Origin of the sequence: Alteribacillus bidgolensis, assembly GCF_002886255.1 — a bacterium.
Lineage (GTDB): Bacteria > Bacillota > Bacilli > Bacillales > Marinococcaceae > Alteribacillus > Alteribacillus bidgolensis.
In genome coordinates, this window is sequence record NZ_KZ614149.1 from 2,503,102 (window position 1) to 2,522,200 (window position 19,099).

Below are 19,099 nucleotides of genomic sequence, written 5' to 3' on the forward strand. Positions count from 1 at the left end.
CATACGCCATTTCTTTAAAGATCAGTTATACCTTAGCACTGTTCTTCCACGTCCTGTTCGCAATGTAAAACGCGGCACCTTCTTTCTACGTTGACCATTGTATTATCTTTTAGCAGTTCACCCTATCTTTTATCCTTTCAACGATCTCTAAGGCAATAAAGCAGGCAGCAATAATGACCGCAATCATAGATAGCACAAGAATAATTGTATCCTTTTCTTTTTGCAAGCATCACCTTTGACTACATGACTGCTTTATTTTACCTGCTCCCTTTTTATCATTTTATAAAATTCCCACCTGCTCTATTTGTCCAGGCAACATACTAATGACAATTTCCCTAATCCTTTTTTTATATCAATATAATCGAAGCATTCCAAATTATTCATGCAGCATTCCGCCTTTTTTCCTAAAATAATCAATAGCTGGACAATTTTGTTAATAACATACAGGAGGGATGGCATGTTAAATAAGTGGACAGTCTGCTGGTGTGCTGCGGCGCTATTATTAATTTTGCCAATAAGCCAGGCATCGGCAGCAGAAGAGATTTCTCGTGAAGAGTTCATCAAAGAACTAATGGATACTATGGATGTGCCTGTAGAAAGTTGGGAAGTGGAAGAATCACATTTCACCGATGTCGACGAAGAATTTGCTCCGTATGCAGAAGCTGCGTTAGAACTAGGCATTACAAACGGCTGGACCGAAAAAGAATTTGGAACAGAGAAATCAGTTACTGGCAGCCAGGCCCTGCTCCTTTCACTGCGCGCTCTCCAATTGGAGAACTCATATGATAGGTACGACAGTACTATAAAAAACGGAAAACACCGTGGTAAAGCTGCTCAGCTAGGTCTTCTGCAAAACTATGAAAGCGGACCGCTTCGCCCTAACCATCCTATTAATGAAGATCAAATGGACGAGCTGTTTGATCGATATGAAAACAACTTTGAAAGACTAACTTTTGTACATACCAACGATGTACATGGACGCCTTGCTGCCGATGAAGAAAACGGAGAAATGGGCTTAGCTAAAATTGCAACGATTGCAGACAAGATAGAAAATGAAAGTGAAAGTAGTCTAATAGTAGATCTTGGTGATGCTTTTCACGGTACAAATGTCGTGAATTTTAATGAAGGCGAAGCGGCAGCAGACGTCATGAATGAAATCGGGTACGACGCCTTAACCGCCGGAAACCATGATTTCAATTACGGTTATGAACGATTGCTGGAATTAGATGACAGGACTGATTTTCCTGTGTTAAGCGGCAATGTCGTTTACACAGAATCCGGGGAGGAATTTTTAACTTCCACTCATCATGTGAGGGCTTTGGATAAAACAATTGCGCTCGTAGGGTTAACTGCAGCAGATACACCTATAAGCACGCATCCTGACAATGTAGATGGATTAACATTTGAAAACGAGGTCGATGCTGCACAGCAGCTCGTTGATGAAGCCCGAAAAGAGGCCGATCATGTTGTTCTTTTAACTCATAACGGCTACTCCGTGGATCAGAAAATTGCAGAAAAAGTGGACGGAATTGACTTAATTTTAGGTGGACACAGTCATACGACGATAGAGTCACCTAAAAAACATGGAAATACTTTTATTTCTCAAGCCTATGAACACAGTAAAGCAGCCGGTGTTACTCATATGGTTTTTCATAAAAATGAACTCCTAACCGTAAATGGCCACCTTATACGTGATCATGAAGAATTAGAGCCGGATCCTGAAATCGAGCAAATTATATCAAACTATGAAAAGGAAGTAGAGGAGCAGTTAAGTGAAGTCATCGGCACGATTGATACAACGCTTGATGGAGCACGGGAGTTAGTGCGCACCCAGGAAACCAACCTTGGCAACCTAGTGACAGATGCCATGCGGGAAATGACAGATGCTGATATAGCTATTACAAATGGCGGAGGGATCCGTGATAATATGGAAGCAGGTGATGTGACGCTTCAAGATGTGCTCACTGCTTTTCCATTCCCAAATACGGTAGTTGCAATTGAATTAACCGGTGAGCAAATTATAGAAGGCATTGAACACGGTATTAGGCTGTACCCGGAACAGAACGGAGGTTTTCCGCATATATCCGGAGCTCAGTTTACGTTTGACCCTTCACAAGAACCAGGATCTAGAATTCAAGAGTTCACTATAAATGGTGAAACTCTCGATGAACAAGAAACGTATGTGGCAGCGACCAACGACTTTTTGGCAGCAGGTGGTGACGGCTATGAAAGCTTCGCTGAGGGAGAAACCCTCTTTGAATCAGGTAAAGCACTTAGCGATGTAATCAGCGATTATATTGCAGCTGGAAAGCCTATTCCGAAAGCAGAAGGACGTATTATTCCCCTTGACTAATAGAAGCGGAAAAAGGGTGTCCCTAACGTTACTAGCGGACACCCTTTTTTACATAGCTCCAATGAGACATAAATATAAATATTAAAAAAATTATCCCTGTTGATTTTTCACTACACCGGCAAGAGCGTACAACACGATCGTGGAAGCCAGATGAGCAGAAAACTGGTTAAGATCTGTTTCCGGATAGACTTCGACAAAATCCATACCGATAATTCCTTTTTTGCCGAATTCGTGCACCAGCGTCAACAGTTCATAGGAAGTAAGACCATTCGCATCAGGCGGGCCGCCTGGATTAAAAGCAAAGTCTAAAATGTCGCTGCAGATGGATAAATATACAACATCTACATCCTGACTTGCTTTTTGGTAAATCTCATCGGCCATTTTATAAATATCACTGCATTCACGGATATCTCTTACTGTAATCGTCACAGCACCTGCTTCGTTGGCAAATTTACCGCTTTCCGGTTTGTTTCGAGGACCGTGAATCCCGGTATGAATTAAGCTTTCGTTACGCACACCGTCCAGCTCATACAAACGGGCAAACGGTGTATTTCTTGCATATTTATCGTCACCAAACGTTTTTGCATTGTCGTAATGCGCATCAAGATGAATGATGCCGACTTTTTTGCCCTGTTCTTCCACCAGCCCCTTAATAATAGGGTATGTAATACTATGGTCACCGCCTAACCCGATTGGAAACACAGACAGGTTGCTCCATATATTTTTTCGTGTAAACGAGGTAATATGATCCATCGTTTCTTCCGGGCTGTTCCAGTTAATCATAATGTCGCCTAAGTCACCGAGTTTTATATGCTCGAATACATCGACAGCATCGAGTTCAGGCAAAAAACCGGAATAGCGGCCTGACGCAAGGCGCATTGATTTCGGGCCCATTTCACAGCTCGTATAATTCCCCCACGTCACGCCGCCTTCCCACGGCACACCATAGACGACGGCATCTACTTCATTCAGTTCTTTTTTATCATGTATCTTTTTACCATTTAAAAAACATGGTGTATTTCCATAAACAAATTCTTCAGCCATTTACATTGTCTCCCTTCCATACAGGAAATTTTTAAGCTGATTTGCTAGAAAATTTTACCGTATTATTAGGAATGCGTCAATTTTATCCCCCCTTTAATGTCTGATATTAATTTGACTTTAAGAATGCACTTCATTACTATGAATACACTTATAATAACCAAAAAGGAGGGAATTTTATGGAAACATTTACATTTTGGACGTGGTTTTGGCTCTTTTTCCCTATGCCTCTTCTGATTGTATGGGCGATTGTTTCTTATATTAAAGAAAAAGGAGGGAACCAAACGTGAATCCGGTTTATATTACATTTGGCTTTTATTTAGTACTTCTGATTGTCATTGGTATTATCACTTACCGTATGACAAACTCTATGTCAGACTATGTCCTCGGCGGAAGAAAACTAAACAGCTGGGTAACCGCTTTTTCTGCACAAGCCAGTGACTTCAGCGGGTGGCTGCTCCTGGGTCTGCCAGGTGTCGCTTATGCTTCAAGTATGAGTGAATGGAGCTTATTTATTGCAATTGGTCTTGCCGTTGGGGCTGCAATTAACTGGCACTATGTAGCAAAACGACTTCGAAATTATACGTATTTTGCTAATGATTCTATTACAATTTCTGAGTTTTTCGAAAACAGATTTCGTGACAAATCACATCTTCTTCGCGTCGTTTCCGCTGTGTTTATTGTCATTTTCTTTATGTTTTATACAGCATCTGGACTCGTTGCAGGCGGAAAATTGTTTGAAACGACCTTTGGATTTGATTACACGCTCGCTCTTTCCATAGGAGCTCTTATCATTTTCGGTTATACCTTTCTTGGCGGGTTTATCGCAGTAAGCTGGACGGACTTTATTCAAGGTTTTCTGATGTTTTTAGCCCTTCTGGTGACACCAATTATTGCGATACAGCAGCTGGGCGGTTTTGGTGAAGTTCTATCTGCTCTGGGGCAGGTGAATCCTTCCCTGTTAAGTGTTGGTGAAGCAGTAGAGTATGATTTTGCCAATGATGTCTTCTGGGAAACTTCAGGCACTGTTACGATTGTCGCTGTTATTTCCGCACTCGCCTGGGGACTCGGCTATTTCGGCCAGCCTCATATCCTAACTCGTTTTATGGCGATTAAAAGCGTTGCTCATATTCCAAAAGCGCGGCTGATTGCCATTATCTGCGGTCTTGTTGTGCCGCTGTATGGTGCGATTATGGTTGGTACTGTTGGAATCGCTTATTTTGGGCCGGACAATCCGTTAAATGACCCGGAACAAGTATTTATTCAGATGGTACAAGTGGTTTTTAATCCCTGGGTAGCTGGTATTCTGCTTGCTGCAGTGTTATCTGCAATTATGAGTACGATTGACTCACAGCTCCTCGTATCATCTAGTGCATTAATTGAAGACTTTTACCGCGTGTTTATTCGAAAACAGGCTTCTCAAAAAGAACTCGTGTGGGCGAGCCGGACCGCTGTGTTTATTATTTTGCTGATTGCTTTCATTCTTGCCTTTAATGAAAGTAATACCGTGCTAGAATTGGTATCGTACGCCTGGGCAGGATTTGGTGCGGCGTTTGGCCCGGCAATTTTGTTTTCACTGTTTTGGAAAAGAACAACTATGGCTTCCGTTCTTGTTTCTATTATCGCGGGAGGCCTAACCGTCCTTCTCTGGGGCTACACAGGTTCAGATCTGTATGAAATTGTTCCAGGCTTCGCGCTTGCCTCTCTATCCATCGTCATTATCAGCTTAATCAGCAAAGGCCCTTCTCAAGAAATAATGGATGAGTTTGATCACGTGCGTCATATGTAGAACAATGGAGTGATAAATGTGAAAAAGATCGGATTGATTGGCGGCATAAGCTGGCAGTCCACCCACTATTATTATAAGAAAATAAATGAAGAAGTCTCCCAACGCCTTGGCGGCATGCATTCCGCCAGGGTTCTGTTAGAAAGTGTAGATTTCAATGACATCGTGGCTGCCCAGGAAAATGATGACTGGGAGCTGGTGGGAGAAACACTAACAGAAGCAGCTCTAAACCTCGAAAAAGGGGGAGCACAATTCCTGGCGATTTGCAGTAACACCGTACACGCCGCTGCCTCCAAGGTTCAACATTCCTCCAATTTGCCTTTTATTCATATCGCCGATGCCACAGCTGATGCTGTTAAAAATCAAGGTATTGTCAAAGTCGGGTTAATTGGAACTGAGTACCTGATGAAATCAAGCTGGTACCGAGAAAGACTTCATTCCTGCAGCATTGAAGTTATCCTTCCTGGTGAAGTTGAACAAAAGGAGCTGCAGCGCCAGATTTTTGAAGAACTTTGCTTTAGTCATGTTCGCTCTTCTTCTAAAAGACAAACGGTTAATATTCTTAATAACATGAGAAAACAAGGTGCTGAAGGGATGGTTCTCGGCTGCACCGAATTTGGATTAATGCTGCAGGAAAAAGACGTTTCTTATCCTATATTTGACAGCTCGGAGATTCACATAAAAAAAATAACAGACCAGGCGCTAAATTAAGCCTGGTCTTCTTATTTACTGCTTTCCCGGCGACCAAACGTCGCTATTTCTACTTTTTCACTCATCTTTCTCCCTTCATTTAATCGCTCCAGCATCAACTCATCCGCGGCCTGCCTCCATATCCTTGAGGATTTAAGCTGTGCCAATTCCAGGCATCTTTAATAATCGTGTGAATATCGGTACGTTTTGGCTCCCAGCCAAGCATTTTTTTTGCTTTTTCAGAAGAAACAATCAGTCTGGCTGGACCCCCTGCTCTGCGTTCACCCGAAGTAACAGTAATTTGTTTTCCTGTAACTGTACGAGCCGCTTCAATTATTTCTTTGATAGAAAAGCCCTCACTGCTTCCAAGGTTAAAAACATCACTATGCCCGCCCTTTTTTAAATGATTCAGGGCCTTAAGGTGGGCAGCAATTACGTCTTCTACATGTATATAATCCCGTATACACGTGCCATCCGCAGTCGGATAATCTTCTCCAAATACAGTAACGGCTTCGCGCTTACCCATTGCTGCTTCTAAAATAATCGGAATAAGATGGGTTTCCGGGCGGTGGTCTTCTCCTATCAACCCGCCCGATCGTGCTCCTGCTGCGTTAAAATAACGAAGCGACACATAACGAAGTCCATGAGCTTTTTCACACCATTTCATCATTTTTTCTATCGCCCATTTTGTTTCTTCATAAGGACTTTCCGGGTTGGCTCGTGCCTCCTCTGTAAATGGCACCTCTTCTGGCTCTCTATACACAGCGGCCGTGGAGGAAAATACAATTTTTTTCACATTTGCTTCTATCATTGTTTCAAGCAGCACTTGAATGCCAAATACATTATTGTCATAGTACTGAAGCGGATTTTCTATCGACTCACCAACAAGAGAGTGAGCGGAAAACATCATAACCTGGCGGATTCGTTTTCGTTTAAACACATTCCTCATAAACGCACGGTCACGAACGTCGCCTTTGTAAAACACTGCTCCTCTTGGCAGGGCTTCAAGATGACCGGTTTGTAAATTATCTACGACTACAGGCTGTTTTCCCTGCTCTAGTAATTGATGCACAGCATGTGAACCAACATAGCCAGCTCCTCCTACTACAAGAACACTCATGCTAGACTTACCTCCTCGATCCATTCTTTTACTCGGTCCTGCATTTGCTTTATAATAATCAGCCTAATAACCAGTAGCTAAACGATAGTACGGTTGAACATTCCTGATACTAATACGCATTTCTATCATATTAACATTTAGTAAAAATAAATAGCACGCGGAACAGAGAAATGGACCAAATAAATCTAAACGAATTAAAATGCAACCACTTTGCTTTTTTCTTATTATCTCATCCATAATAAGCACAGACTAAGACATGAATTGACGTGAAAGGAGATTGTCTTTTGAAATTAAGCATCCTTGATCAGTCCCCCATTTCAAAAGGGTCTACGGCCCGTGAAGCATTACTGCAAACAAAACAGTTAGTCCAAACAGCGGAAAAACTGGGGTATTCGAGATTTTGGGTGGCAGAACATCATAGTACAAGCGGGCTCGCCAGCACCTCCCCCGAAGTGCTAATTTCTCACTTAGCTACAAGCACCAACCATATTCGTATCGGTTCAGGCGGTGTCCTGCTGCCACAATACAGTCCTTATAAAGTAGCGGAAAACTTTAAACTGCTTGAAGCGCTGTTCCCTGGCCGAATTGATCTTGGTGTCGGACGTTCTCCAGGTGGCGGTGAAACGATAAGGCTCGCTCTCACAGATGGAAAAAAGAAAAACTTAATTGAATTTCCAAGACAGCTTGCAGATTTACAAGGCTTTTTAGATGACGATTTACCAAATGACCACCCTTACGGAACGATAAAAACAGCACCAGCAATTGATACCATACCCCAATCCTGGGTACTTGGGCTTTCTAGACGTGCCGCTAAACATGCGGCGAAAAACAGTACTGGTTTCACATACGGCCATTTTATTAACCCAGAGTACGGCCAAGAAGCAGCAGAAAAATACTTATCATGCTTTCAGCCTACTAAACGTATGCCGCATCCTAGAATAAACGCCTGTGTATTTGTTATCTGTGCAAAAACGCAGAAAGAAGCCGAAGATTTAGCTCTTAGTCAAGACTTGTGGCTTTTAGCAGTTGAAAAAGGCAGAAGCACCCAAATCGTTTCGGTAGAAGAAGCCAAAAACATCCCTCTTACCTCTTTGGAGGAAGCACGAATACAAGAAAACCGAAAACGAGCAGTCATCGGCTCTCCTGACTACGTAAAAAAAGAGCTGCACCACTTGGGTGAGCTCTATCAAACGGATGAAATGATGGTCATTACAAATATTTTTGATTTTAATAAAAGAGTCCGTTCTTATGAACTGTTAGCAGAAGTTTTCGATTTGCAGTCTTAGTCACAATTCCAACGCCGCTAATTTAGAAGGAGATGGCTCCACTTAAACGATGCGGCGCCGTCTTGCATTCTCAGCCATTTCCAATAAGTTAGCAATACTTGTATTTAACGTTTTGAACCTGCTGTCTTCTATTTCTCCTATTTTCCAACGGTGATAGAGCTGCTGGAGAATTCCAGCCAGTTTATAAAAACCAAAGGCAGTATAATAATGGATATCCGATAGATCACGGCCGCTTTTAGTCGCATATTCCTCTAAAAACTCTCTTCTGCTGTAAAACCCTGATTGATCGGTAACCCTGGAGATCCCTATGTCCGGGTCATCGGATTCCGCCCAGTAAGCAATGGTTGATCCTAAATCAGTAAAGGGATCACCAATGGTAGAAAGCTCCCAGTCCAGAATGCCTTGAGTTTTTCCCGGATCATCTGCATCTAGCACCATATTGTTCAATTTAAAATCATTGTGAACAATCGTCGTTTCTCTTTCGGGAGGAAGATGATCGATCAGCCATTGCTCAAGATCTTTCACTTGAGGCTTATCCTCCGTATCAGCTCTTTCGTACCGTTTGATCCAGCCATGAACCTGCCGCTCTAAATAACCTCTTGGCTTTCCGAGATCTTGTAAATCAGCTTCTTTATAATCAATAGATTGAAGCGATACGAGCGTATTTATGACGTTTGTTGAAATAAGCTGTCCTGCATTTTCTTTATCCTTATATTCAGCAGGCAGTTCATCATCCACCACAACGCCTTCCTTTTTTTCCATCACATAAAAATGTTTATCCATCACCTCTGGATCATCACAATAGAGATAGGGCTTTGGAGCAAGCGGAAAAACTGGATGTACTTTTGTTAAAATGCGGTGTTCTCTCTTCATATCGTGAGCCTTAGGAGGAACATAACCAAACGGCGGCCGTCTTACCACGGCTTCCCAGTCACCAATTCGCAGCAAATACGTTAAATTAGAGTAACCTTCCGAAAATTGCTTAATTTCCATATTGCCTTTTGGAAGATCTGGCACCTCAGAACGAAGATAATGTTCAACTTTTTCCCAATTAATCGTTTCCTGCCGGCTGTTGTTTATGCTTTGTTCCCTCAAATGATCCCACCTAACCTTGCACAATATTGTGTATTTACGTATTATTTGTAAGAATAAAAACCTTCTCCTGTTTTTCGTTTCAAACGACCTGCTCTTACGTATTTTTTCAATAGAGGAGCTGGTCTGTATTTTGAATCGTTCGTTTCTGTATAAAGCGTTTCAATGACCAACAGGGTCGTATCAAGCCCGATCAAATCAGCAAGTGCTAACGGTCCGATTGGATGACTGGCTCCGAGTTTCATTCCTTCATCAATGTCTTCTGCACTGGCGATGCCTTCTCCTAATACAAAAACAGCTTCATTTATCATAGGAACGAGGATGCGGTTTACGGCGAATAATGGGGCATCTTCTACGGAAATAGCTGTCTTATTAAATTCTTTTACTAGACGATGAGCAGTTTCAAACGTTTCATCTGATGTTTGTTCGCCTCGAACCACTTCTACCAGCGGCATTACCGGTACAGGGCTGCTTCGACTTACCGCGCCAGCCATTTATCCTAATTGAATCGCAGCAGAGCCCACTCCTCCTGATCCAGCGTGTACTAACAGTACCTCGCCTTTCTGTCAAACGGCCGCAGCGATGAAGCGCGAAATAAAAAGTCTGATACGTGATAAACATCGAAGCTGCTTCACTCGCTAGCAGCGATTCCGGAATCGGAAAAACATCTTCTTCTTTGACAACAACGTACTCACTCCACCCCCCATTTGGAAGCTGAGGAGTAGCCAGAACACGCTGTCTTTTTGAACTGGCTGTACCAGGACCGGTGTCTTTAATTTCTCCTGCTATCTCTGCGCCAGGTATAAAAGGAAGCGGCGGCTTTTCCTGATACTCTCCTTTACACAGTAAAATATCAAAGAAATTCAGAGCAGCTGCTTCTGTTTTAATAAGAATTTCACCAGGGCCAGGCTCGGGTGCAGGCATCTCTTCTATTTGAAGGGATTCTTTTGGTTCTCCTAATTTCCGTACTTGCCAGGCTTTCATATTACTATCTCTCTCTCAATTGCTTAACTGTTAATTCGTTAAAAGCGGAGTGGTAAGATTCTTTTAATTCCTCTATCATTTCCTGAAGCGTTTGTATTTGTGTCACCGAACCTACACCGTGTCCTGCTGACCACACATCTTTCCATGCTTTTGTTTCGGAAAATTCGCTGACATTATGCTTCGTTACTTTTTTATCCACAATATCTTTTGGATCGATTCCTGCTTGTGTAATACTCGGTTTAAGATAATTAGCATTTACACCGCTAAACACATCCGTATACATGATGTCTTCCATTGTTGATTGAACGAGCATTTCCTGATATTCTTCCGGTGCTGAGCTTTCGGCTGCAGCTATAAATTTTGTTCCGATATAAGCGAAGTCTGCACCCATTACCTCAGCTGCTAAAACATCTCGGCCATCTGATATGCTTCCTGCTAAAACGGTAATTCCATTAAAAAACTGTTTTACTTCCTTTAAAAATGCCATCGGATGATAAGTGCCAGCATGACCGCCTGCACCATTACAAACTAAGATAAGCCCGTCTACTCCTTTGTCTGCTGCTTTTTTGGCAAAAAAGATATTAATGACGTCAGCAAAGACGAGTCCCCCATACCGGTGCACGATATCAACAACTGGCTTCGGGTCACCTAGCGAAGTAATCACAATCGGCGGCTGGTATTGTTCTATTAGCTCTAAATCTTCGTCATAACGCTTGTTATGATTTTTATGAGAAATAAAGTTTACAGCCCAAGGTGCGATTTCCCCTGCAGGATTTTCTGTTTTTGCCTTTTCTATTTCAGCTTTGATTTCTGTCATCCATTCGGCCAATATATTACCCGTTCTAGCATTTAAAGCTGGAAAAGATCCGATGATCCCGGAGGTACAGCCTTTAATAACCGTTTCAGGATTTGATACTAGAAACATAGGTGCCATAATGACCGGCAGTGACATATTATCGGAAAATTCTGAATACTTATGGCTTTTATTCAATCTTATGTCCCCTCTCCATCATTGAATTTCTGTAACATAGAAGAGCTGTAGTAAATCTTTATGTGAGGATTTTAAGCAAATATTTTGCATAAACATCGGCAATATCTTCAATGTTTTTATCTCCCTCGGATGAATACCATTGTTGAATCCAATTCACCGCTCCTAGAATAATCATGCGTGCCATCTTTTTTTCCTTAACTGCAAATTCTCCGTTTTCTATACCTTGCTGAATAATTTTGTCAAAAATACTGGCATACTCATCTCTTTGCTGCAAAATCAAGGAGATATGTTCATCAGAAAATATTAGTTCCGGCTTGATAATCATATTGAACGTTTCTTTTTCGTTAATTACTACTTCGATATGAAACGTAATTGCTCTTTTCATTTTTTCGGTGGATGAAATATTTTCTTTATATATCTCACCTACTTGTTTGGAAACCTCTGATAGAATGAGATAATGACATTGATAAAGTAAGTCTTCTTTATTTGCAAAATAGTAGTATAAAGCTCCTTTTGTCATTAATAATTCAGCTGCAATATTCTCCATTGTGGCGCCGTTGTACCCTCGTCTAGATATAATCTTAGAAGCAGAACGAAGAATATCTTCTTTTTTCCTGGCGGCTTTTTTTTCTCTTAAATTCATTTAAGCCCCACCTCCAATCGTTATTAATATGGCGTATGGTGATCCCCCCCTTATATGTAAAGGCTTTCATTTATGAGTACAAGAGGTTCTTTCTCCACGTTTGTTTATTCTGTAGGTTCAAATTCATTCTATAAGGTTTAAATTTAAATTACAAGTATAATTTTAAATATTTTGACAAATTTCAAGAAAATATCTGGACCTCCTTGCGGCTCAGTGCTGGTCTAGTCTATTAGAACGTCCATTCTTTCTACAATGAAGAAAACCAGCCTTCGCCAGACTGGTTTGCCATTATATGAAATCATAACTGCATGTTTTCTACAATCATAGCAGCCCCTGGACCGCCGCCTGCACAGAGCGTTGCACATCCATACCGTTCTCCGCTTCTTTTCAGTTCATGAAGCAAGGTAACTAAGAGACGAGCTCCTGTTGCACCTGCAGGATGTCGCAATGAAATGCCAGAACCATGCCGATTCACGTTATGAAGATCTAGCTTAAGGTCCCGGTTAACAGCTAAAAACTGCGCAGCAAACGCTTCATTAATTTCCCAATAGTTTATAATCTTATTAGAAAAACTCGGCTTGCCGACGAGTTCTATGGCGGAAGACATAGTTTTACTTATACTTAGACCCTTCAACAAAGTTAAAATTTCCTAAAATACAAAATAGTGTATCTATTACTATTGATATTAGCAATCTTTTATCTTTTGCTGATAGATGCAGTGATTTACCACTAAATCCATGATCACCTTCATATCACGCGCATGAATTTCTGAAACCAGTCTGTTAAATACCTCAAAGTCTTGTGCTTTTTCCATAATGGCATAATAATTTGATATATCATATCCATTATCTATGTCCGGAGATCTATAGAAAGGATTCAGCCTGAGAACATCTACTCCAAGTTCCTTAAAATAGTCCAATTTTTATATTAGTCCACCAAGATCGCTATATCTATTCCGGTTGTATCGTTAAAACTGCGCCAGTAAAGTGATACACTACTGCTTCTTTCCACCAGGTTTTTTGTATATTCTCATTACTTATCATAAAATAAACCGGCTAATGGTTTACATTATACCGGTTTATTGTTAATTATTTCACAGCTCCTCTAGTCACCCCGCTGATAATCCATTTTTGGGCGATGATATACACGAGAACCATCGGTATTAAAGCTAGTAGATAAGAAGCAAAGGCAAGGTTGTAGTTCGTATTGAACTCCGATTGAAAAATATACTGAACCAGAGGAAGCGTGGCATGATCGGGGTCTGACAAGATAACGAGCGGAAGCATAAAATCGTTCCAGGCAAACAAGCAGGTCAGTATCGCTACCGTGGCATTCATCGGAGCAAGCAAAGGAAAGATTACCTTCCAAAACACACCCCATGAACTGGCTCCGTCAACAATCGCTGCTTCTTCTAATTCTCTTGGAATAGACTTAATGTATCCCACATAGATGAATACGTTAAAAGAAAGCTGATACACCACATAAAGAAAAATTAACCCGAGCAAATTATCCATGTTCCATACCGCAGTCTGCCGCACAATCGGAAGCATGATGATGGGAAACGGTACAAACATAGCACTGACAAAATAATAAAATAATATTTTATAAAACTTTTTATGCATGTTTCTTGCAATCGCGTAGGCCACAAGAGTATTTGTTAAAACCGTAAGAATAACGACACTGACAGTTACCGTTAAACTATTCGAAAGGGCATTGAAAAAATTGGTCAGCTCTATTGCTTCCATGAAGTTTTCCCAGCGCCATTCCTGCGGCAGCGATAAAAGCGGTCTCGACATTTCCTCAGGGGGATTTCAAAGCTACCGTTACTGTTAAATATAACGGAAACAATATAACGAGTGTTCCAAGTATTAATAAAATTGTTATCGGCCAGTTGGTTTTTCGGTTCATTATAATTCCACCTCTCGTTTTTGCAGGACACGGAGTTGAAAGATTGAAATAATAACAATTACAACAAAGTAAATCACAGCGTTCGCAGACTGATAGGCAAATTCTCCGCCTTGAAATCCCCCTCGGTAAATAAGCAGCGAAATAGACTCCGTAGCCTGTCCCGGTCCACCGCCTGTTAACGCAATGATGTGGTCAAAGACCATTAAGAAATTTTTCATCGCAAGCACCATGTTGATGGTAAAAAAAGGTGCAATAAGAGGAAAAGTTATACTTATAAAATTCCTCCACTTTCCAGCACCATCGATCTTCGACGCTTCATAAATATCTTCAGGAATCGTCTGCAGACCAGCCAAATATAAAATCGTATTGAAAGCTGTCGCCTGCCAGACAGCCATGATCACGACACCAACCCAGGCAAGGTCCGGATCTCCGAGAATATTTCCTGTCAGGGCATTTAAACCAATTGCTGCAGCGATTTCCGGTAAGAAATGAGTAAAAATAAAATTGAAAATAAAACCGACAATTAATATACTTAAAATGTTGGGCACAAAATAAAGCGCCCGCAGTGTTTTTTGAAATTTTATTTTCGCATTCAGCCCTAACGCAATCATTAAACTGAATATGTTTACTAAAATGGTAGACACAATCGCAAATTGAAACGTAAAACCATATGCACTAAGTGCTCTAACATCCTGAAGTACATTAAGATAGTTGCTGAAGCCTACAAAATTCCACTCTCCATACCCTTTCCAATCAGTGAAACTGTAAAAAAACCCTTGCAGGACAGGATAGGTATGAAAGGTGAAAAAGAGAAGCAGGGCCGGCAGCGTCATCATTAAAAATGCTCGATTTCTATTTGCCATTATGCTCTCTCCTTTCCTAATATCTTCGCTCAACTTTTTCCCATTCGTTGTCCATTTTTTGAAGGAACCGCTCTTTATCTTTTTGAATGTAAAATTCCTGAATTAAATTTTCTGCTCCAATACCGGGCGGATAATAATGATCGGGGAAGCTTGTAATTCTGCCTTCCTCAAAGTTTTCCCGGATGCCTCCTAAAACAGGATCATCTTCATAGACTCCTTCTAAGGCAGGGAAAGCTGCTTGTTCATCGGTGTATTGCTTCATGTTTTCTTCTTCAAGCATAAAATCAATAAACAACTGAGCTTCTTCTGGGTGTTCCGATTCTTCCAGTGTTGCAAATAGCACATCGACCCCTGAAACTAAATCATTTTCGTCCGGCTCATTTGTAACCGGCATAGGAAATACCCCTAAATCTAGGTCCGGGTTCACCTCTAAAAGCTCTGGGACAGCCCAGTTTCCTTGCAGATAAATAACCCCTTCCCCATTAGCAAAAGCATTGTTGCCGTCATCATAGCCAATACCAAAGGTGCGGTCATGGCCATATTCCAACAGAGTCAGCATTTTATCCGCTACTTCTTGATAATCTTGTTGAAAGCTTGCTTCATCGTTGTTTTTCTTTTGAGCAAATTGCTCCGGCTCCAAATTGCCTGCTACCGCATTCCAGGCAATCATGCCAGTCCATGCTTCTTGAAGGGTAAAATAAATCGGTATTTCTCCTTCTTCTTTTGCTTTGTCTAAAATTTCAATAAATTCATCCCACGTTTTTGGCGGTTCCACCCCAAGCTGTTCGAATTTTTCTTTGTTGTAAATTACTGTATTGGCATTGGTCGCATAGGGGACACCATAGGTTCCACCTGGCTCCTTTTCTGTTAGGTCATCCAGCATCTCTAGATAGGCAGGCTGAATATCTTCTATTAACCCGCTGTCACTGTAGTCTTTTAATATCCCAGCGTCTGCGAGTTCACCATATAAAGCGCTTCCAGCAATGGCCAGCATATCCGGCATATCATCTTTTACAAGCCTAGTCCGTAAAATCGTCTCTGCTTCCGGCGGTGCGTATAAATCCACTTTAATATTCGGATGCTTTTCTTCAAATTTCTCGATTAAGCTTTGATACGTCCCAATATTCTCTACTTTATTTGAAAACAATTCTAGCTCCACTTGTCCATCGTCTCCACTGCTTTCCCCGCAGGCTGCCAAAAGCATGGCAGCCATAAACGAGAAAAGGAACCCTCCTTTTTTCCACATCTTTTTTCCTCCCTTTTATGTGCTGGTTTGGTTATCAGGAAAACTTGTAAACAAATGCTTCATAAGGATTCAGCCAAACCGATAGCAAATCATCATTTTCGCTGCGTCCCTCATCGTTTGCGATCAATAATTCTTTGTTTTCTCCTACAAAAGAAGGAATATAGTCTCGCTTGACTTTTTTATCTGTAAAATTACATACCACAAGCAGAGTTTCTTTGCCTAAAGTGCGTGTATAAGCAAAAATGTCTTCATCTTCTTCAAACAACAGCTCATAATCACCGTACACCACGATTTCTTCTTGCTTTCTTAATTGAATAAGTTTTTGGTAATAGTAAAAGATAGAATTGGGATCTTGGAGTGCTTGTTCTGCATTGATTTGTTTGTAGTTTGGATTCACTGCAAGCCACGGAGTGCCATCTGTAAAACCTGCATTTTCTGAAGCATCCCATTGCACAGGAGTTCGTGCGTTATCACGGCCTCTTGCGTAAATCGACTGCATCAGCTTGTCCGGATCGGTATCAAACTCTTCCCGCTGTTCGTTATACCAATTTAATGTTTCAATATCTTCGTAGTCCTCGATAGATGGAAAAGCTACGTTTGTCATCCCTATTTCTTCTCCTTGATAAATATAAGGCGTACCTTTCATCATATGAAGACAGGTGGCAAGCATTTTCGCAGATTTTTCTCTGTATTCTTTGTCATTGCCGAATCGGGAAACCACTCGCGGCTGGTCATGGTTGTTCCAATAAAGGCTGTTCCATCCTTTCTGTTCCAGCCCTTTCTGCCACTTTGTCATAATTTTTTTCATGTCGGTTAATTTCCACGGCTGATTATCCCACTTTCCGCCAGGACCATCACCCAGTCCCATATGCTCAAAGTGAAACACCATATTTAATTCCTTTCGATCTTCTCCAGTGTAAAGTTTTGCTTCCTCTACGCTGACACCCGGCATTTCACCGACCGTCATTACATCGTAGTACTGGAGAACTTTGTTGTTCATTTCATGTAAAAACTCATGAATCCGCGGGCCGTTCATAAAATAAGGCGAGCCGGAGGCGTATTTGACTCCCGGTTTCTTTTCGCCGTCAGGAAAACGCTGATCCTTGGAGATAAAGTTGATAACATCCATCCGGAAGCCATCTACTCCTTTATCAAGCCACCAGCGCATCATTTCATACACATCTTCTCGCAGCTCTGAATTTTCCCAATTTAAATCGGGCTGTTTTTTACTGAAAAGATGCAAGTAATATTCTCCGGTGTTTTTATCATACTGCCACGTTGAACCGCTGAAGCTGGATTCCCAATTGGTCGGTTCTTCACCGTTTTTGCCTTCTTTCCATATGTAGTAATCTCTTTTCGAATTTTCTTTAGAGGAACGGGACTCTGCGAACCATGGATGTTCATCGGATGTGTGATTCACCACCAAATCCATCACAAGCTTCAAGTCTCGTTTATGCATTTCTTCTAACAGTTCATCAAAGTCTTCCATGCTCCCGAACTCATCCATAATCTGCTGATAATGACGGATATCGTAACCGTTATCATCGTTTGGAGAATCATACACCGGAGATAGCCAGACCACATCTATTCCTAACTCTTTGAGATAATCGAGCTTTTCTGTGATCCCTTTGATGTCTCCAATCCCATCACCATTGCTGTCATTAAAGCTTCTTGGGTAAATTTGAAATACGACGCTTTCTTTCCACCATTGTTTTGTCTGCATATGGTTTAACATCCTTTCATCTTCATCTTGGTATGTATTAAAGTGCTGAGTTTCACTCTTAACTGATGAAATTTCCTGTCTAAACGCTGAATCGGTAGTTTTAAGAGCTGAATTCATTAAGTAGAAGAGCTGTATCCTCGGATAAATGCTGAAATCTTCACCCTAACCACTGAATTGGCGGCTCTAAGAGCTGAATCCCCTCCTACAAACAGCGCTCGTTAAATAGAAAGCAAGAGTAAACGTTTACTCTTTTGTGTAAAAAGAAGCAGTCAGTAAAATTACCATTTCTACAGCTCTTTTACTGACTCGCGTTCCACAATACGGTGAGGCATTATGATGTTTTGACTGCTCTCTCCCGTTTTCAATGTTTCAAACAGCAGTTCCGCTGCTTTTTCACCCATTTCTCTTAACGGCTGGGCAACAGTAGTGAGTGGTGGAATCGCCATTTCTGATATCTTAATATTGTCGTAGCCAATAATAGAAATGTCATCCGGGGTTTTCACGTTCATTTTATAAGCAGAAGCGAGTGCGCCGACTGCCATTTCATCACTTGCAGCAAATACTGCAGTAATATCTTCTGCTTCGCTTCTCAGCTTTTTAAACATTTCCATCCCATCTTCATAGGAAAATCCCTCGGCTGAAAAGACAGAAGGGCCTTGATCAAGCAGTTCATAGTCACGAAGAGCTGCTTGAAAGCCTTCTATTCTCGGAAGACCAGCAATAATATCTTTGGGACTTCCACTGAGCATTCCAATCCGCCGGTGTCCTTTTTCTATTAAATAGGAAGCTGCTGCATAGGAAGCATCCCGGTCATCCACTTTCACATACGGCAGCGGATGTTTCTGAGATTTGGTTGAAACAAGGACCGCCGGAACTTTCATCGCTTCAATTGCTTCATAATATTCATCTTTCAACACTTCACTGGCAAACAAAATGCCTTCCACCCTTTTTTCACTTAAGAGCTGTAAATAGTCGAGTGTTTTCTTTCCCTGCGATGAGGTATTGCATACAATGACACTATGCCCCAACCGATGTGTAACGTTTTCAATACCATAAAGCAGTTCTGAGGTTACCATGCCTGATACATCAGGAAAAAGGACCCCGATTGTCTGTGTTTTATTGTTAATTAAACCACGTGCCACAGCGTTAGGTTTATACCCCAGCTCTTTAATTGCTGCTTGCACCCGCTCCTTCGTTTTCTCTGAGTATCCCGCAGAAGTACTGTTTAAAATTCTTGAAACAGTGGCTATAGAAACATTTGCTTGCTTGGCCACATCTTTTATGGTTGGATTCATTATATCGATCTTCCTCCCAACAGGGTAAACGTTTACTCTTTATAAGAATCACTTTACTGTATCAACCATCACACGTCA

At 41.4% G+C, this 19,099-nt stretch carries 15 protein-coding genes and 3 pseudogenes; 4 read left to right on the plus strand and 14 right to left on the minus strand.

Annotated features, from left to right (window positions below; translation table 11 throughout):
• Positions 1-457 precede the first annotated feature (457 nt).
• Complete coding sequence (locus tag CEF16_RS12535; RefSeq protein ID WP_170031906.1) at positions 458-2,353, plus strand: 5'-nucleotidase C-terminal domain-containing protein; 1,896 nt, start codon at positions 458-460, stop codon at positions 2,351-2,353.
• 90 nt (positions 2,354-2,443) lie between these two features.
• Here the strand turns inward: CEF16_RS12535 and CEF16_RS12540 are convergent, their stop codons facing one another.
• Positions 2,444-3,397: an agmatinase family protein gene (locus CEF16_RS12540; protein WP_091583994.1), complete on the minus strand. Its 954-nt coding sequence runs from the start codon at positions 3,395-3,397 to the stop codon at positions 2,444-2,446.
• 283 nt (positions 3,398-3,680) lie between these two features.
• On the opposite strand from CEF16_RS12540, the gene putP reads away from it, so the two are divergent.
• On the plus strand, positions 3,681-5,183 hold the full coding sequence (gene putP, locus CEF16_RS12545; protein WP_091583991.1) for a sodium/proline symporter PutP: 1,503 nt from the start codon (positions 3,681-3,683) through the stop codon (positions 5,181-5,183).
• Positions 5,184-5,201: 18 nt separating this feature from the next.
• Positions 5,202-5,891, plus strand: coding sequence for an aspartate/glutamate racemase family protein (locus CEF16_RS12550; RefSeq protein ID WP_170031909.1), 690 nt, complete (start codon positions 5,202-5,204; stop codon positions 5,889-5,891).
• A 94-nt stretch (positions 5,892-5,985) separates the two neighbouring features.
• On the opposite strand, the gene galE is transcribed toward CEF16_RS12550, so the two are convergent.
• Positions 5,986-6,990 carry a UDP-glucose 4-epimerase GalE gene (gene galE / locus CEF16_RS12555; RefSeq protein WP_091583985.1) on the minus strand — a complete coding sequence of 335 codons (1,005 nt, stop codon included), beginning with the start codon at positions 6,988-6,990 and terminating at the stop codon, positions 5,986-5,988.
• A gap of 284 nt (positions 6,991-7,274) precedes the next feature.
• Here galE and CEF16_RS12560 point away from each other — a divergent pair, with 284 nt between their 5' ends.
• Positions 7,275-8,276 (plus strand): LLM class flavin-dependent oxidoreductase, encoded by a 1,002-nt coding sequence (locus CEF16_RS12560; protein ID WP_091583982.1) that lies wholly within the window; start codon positions 7,275-7,277, stop codon positions 8,274-8,276.
• A gap of 42 nt (positions 8,277-8,318) precedes the next feature.
• On the opposite strand, the gene CEF16_RS12565 is transcribed toward CEF16_RS12560, so the two are convergent.
• The 12 genes and pseudogenes from CEF16_RS12565 to CEF16_RS12620 all read right to left on the minus strand — a co-directional run bounded on the left by CEF16_RS12565 (position 8,319) and on the right by CEF16_RS12620 (position 19,021).
• On the minus strand, positions 8,319-9,371 hold the full coding sequence (locus CEF16_RS12565; protein WP_245917853.1) for a phosphotransferase family protein: 1,053 nt from the start codon (positions 9,369-9,371) through the stop codon (positions 8,319-8,321).
• Between the two features lie 41 nt (positions 9,372-9,412).
• Positions 9,413-9,838: pseudogene (locus CEF16_RS12570) on the minus strand (3-hydroxyacyl-CoA dehydrogenase family protein); the annotation flags it as partial.
• The gene (locus tag CEF16_RS12575; RefSeq protein WP_342750473.1) at positions 9,780-10,352 is read right to left on the minus strand and encodes an alcohol dehydrogenase catalytic domain-containing protein; all 573 of its coding nucleotides are present in this window, start codon (positions 10,350-10,352) and stop codon (positions 9,780-9,782) included. The gene CEF16_RS12575 and the pseudogene CEF16_RS12570, both read right to left, overlap by 59 nt.
• A 4-nt stretch (positions 10,353-10,356) precedes the next feature.
• Complete coding sequence (locus CEF16_RS12580; protein ID WP_342750474.1) at positions 10,357-11,343, minus strand: NAD(P)H-dependent flavin oxidoreductase; 987 nt, start codon at positions 11,341-11,343, stop codon at positions 10,357-10,359.
• Positions 11,344-11,401: 58 nt separating this feature from the next.
• Positions 11,402-11,986 carry a TetR/AcrR family transcriptional regulator gene (locus tag CEF16_RS12585; RefSeq protein ID WP_091583977.1) on the minus strand — a complete coding sequence of 195 codons (585 nt, stop codon included), beginning with the start codon at positions 11,984-11,986 and terminating at the stop codon, positions 11,402-11,404.
• A 298-nt stretch (positions 11,987-12,284) separates the two neighbouring features.
• Positions 12,285-12,620, minus strand: a complete 336-nt coding sequence (locus CEF16_RS12590; RefSeq protein ID WP_245917854.1) for a beta-ketoacyl-[acyl-carrier-protein] synthase family protein — start codon at positions 12,618-12,620, stop codon at positions 12,285-12,287.
• Between the two features lie 84 nt (positions 12,621-12,704).
• Positions 12,705-13,011, minus strand: a pseudogene (locus tag CEF16_RS12595) (alpha-amylase family glycosyl hydrolase); the annotation flags it as partial.
• A 63-nt stretch (positions 13,012-13,074) separates the two neighbouring features.
• Positions 13,075-13,894: pseudogene (locus CEF16_RS12600) on the minus strand (carbohydrate ABC transporter permease).
• Entirely contained in the window at positions 13,894-14,757 is an 864-nt protein-coding gene (locus tag CEF16_RS12605) for a carbohydrate ABC transporter permease (protein ID WP_091583975.1), read from the minus strand. Before CEF16_RS12605 ends, CEF16_RS12600 begins: the two are co-directional and overlap by 1 nt.
• A 16-nt stretch (positions 14,758-14,773) precedes the next feature.
• A complete protein-coding gene (locus CEF16_RS12610) occupies positions 14,774-16,003 on the minus strand; it encodes an ABC transporter substrate-binding protein (RefSeq protein ID WP_091583972.1) in 1,230 nt (409 codons plus the stop codon).
• Positions 16,004-16,037: 34 nt separating this feature from the next.
• A complete protein-coding gene (locus tag CEF16_RS12615; RefSeq protein WP_091584091.1) occupies positions 16,038-17,726 on the minus strand; it encodes a glycoside hydrolase family 13 protein in 1,689 nt (562 codons plus the stop codon).
• 287 nt (positions 17,727-18,013) lie between these two features.
• The gene (locus tag CEF16_RS12620) at positions 18,014-19,021 is read right to left on the minus strand and encodes a LacI family DNA-binding transcriptional regulator (protein ID WP_091583969.1); all 1,008 of its coding nucleotides are present in this window, start codon (positions 19,019-19,021) and stop codon (positions 18,014-18,016) included.
• Positions 19,022-19,099 lie beyond the last annotated feature (78 nt).

Coding starts and splice junctions, on each gene's coding strand:
- CEF16_RS12605 (WP_091583975.1), bottom strand. CDS start 14,757: ATGGCAAATAGAAATCGAGCATTTTTAATGATGACGCTGCCGGCCCTG.
- CEF16_RS12540 (WP_091583994.1), bottom strand. CDS start 3,397: ATGGCTGAAGAATTTGTTTATGGAAATACACCATGTTTTTTAAATGGT.
- CEF16_RS12620 (WP_091583969.1), bottom strand. CDS start 19,021: ATGAATCCAACCATAAAAGATGTGGCCAAGCAAGCAAATGTTTCTATA.
- galE (WP_091583985.1), bottom strand. CDS start 6,990: ATGAGTGTTCTTGTAGTAGGAGGAGCTGGCTATGTTGGTTCACATGCT.
- CEF16_RS12535 (WP_170031906.1), top strand. CDS start 458: ATGTTAAATAAGTGGACAGTCTGCTGGTGTGCTGCGGCGCTATTATTA.
- CEF16_RS12585 (WP_091583977.1), bottom strand. CDS start 11,986: ATGAATTTAAGAGAAAAAAAAGCCGCCAGGAAAAAAGAAGATATTCTT.
- CEF16_RS12610 (WP_091583972.1), bottom strand. CDS start 16,003: ATGTGGAAAAAAGGAGGGTTCCTTTTCTCGTTTATGGCTGCCATGCTT.
- CEF16_RS12575 (WP_342750473.1), bottom strand. CDS start 10,352: ATGAAAGCCTGGCAAGTACGGAAATTAGGAGAACCAAAAGAATCCCTT.
- CEF16_RS12615 (WP_091584091.1), bottom strand. CDS start 17,726: ATGCAGACAAAACAATGGTGGAAAGAAAGCGTCGTATTTCAAATTTAC.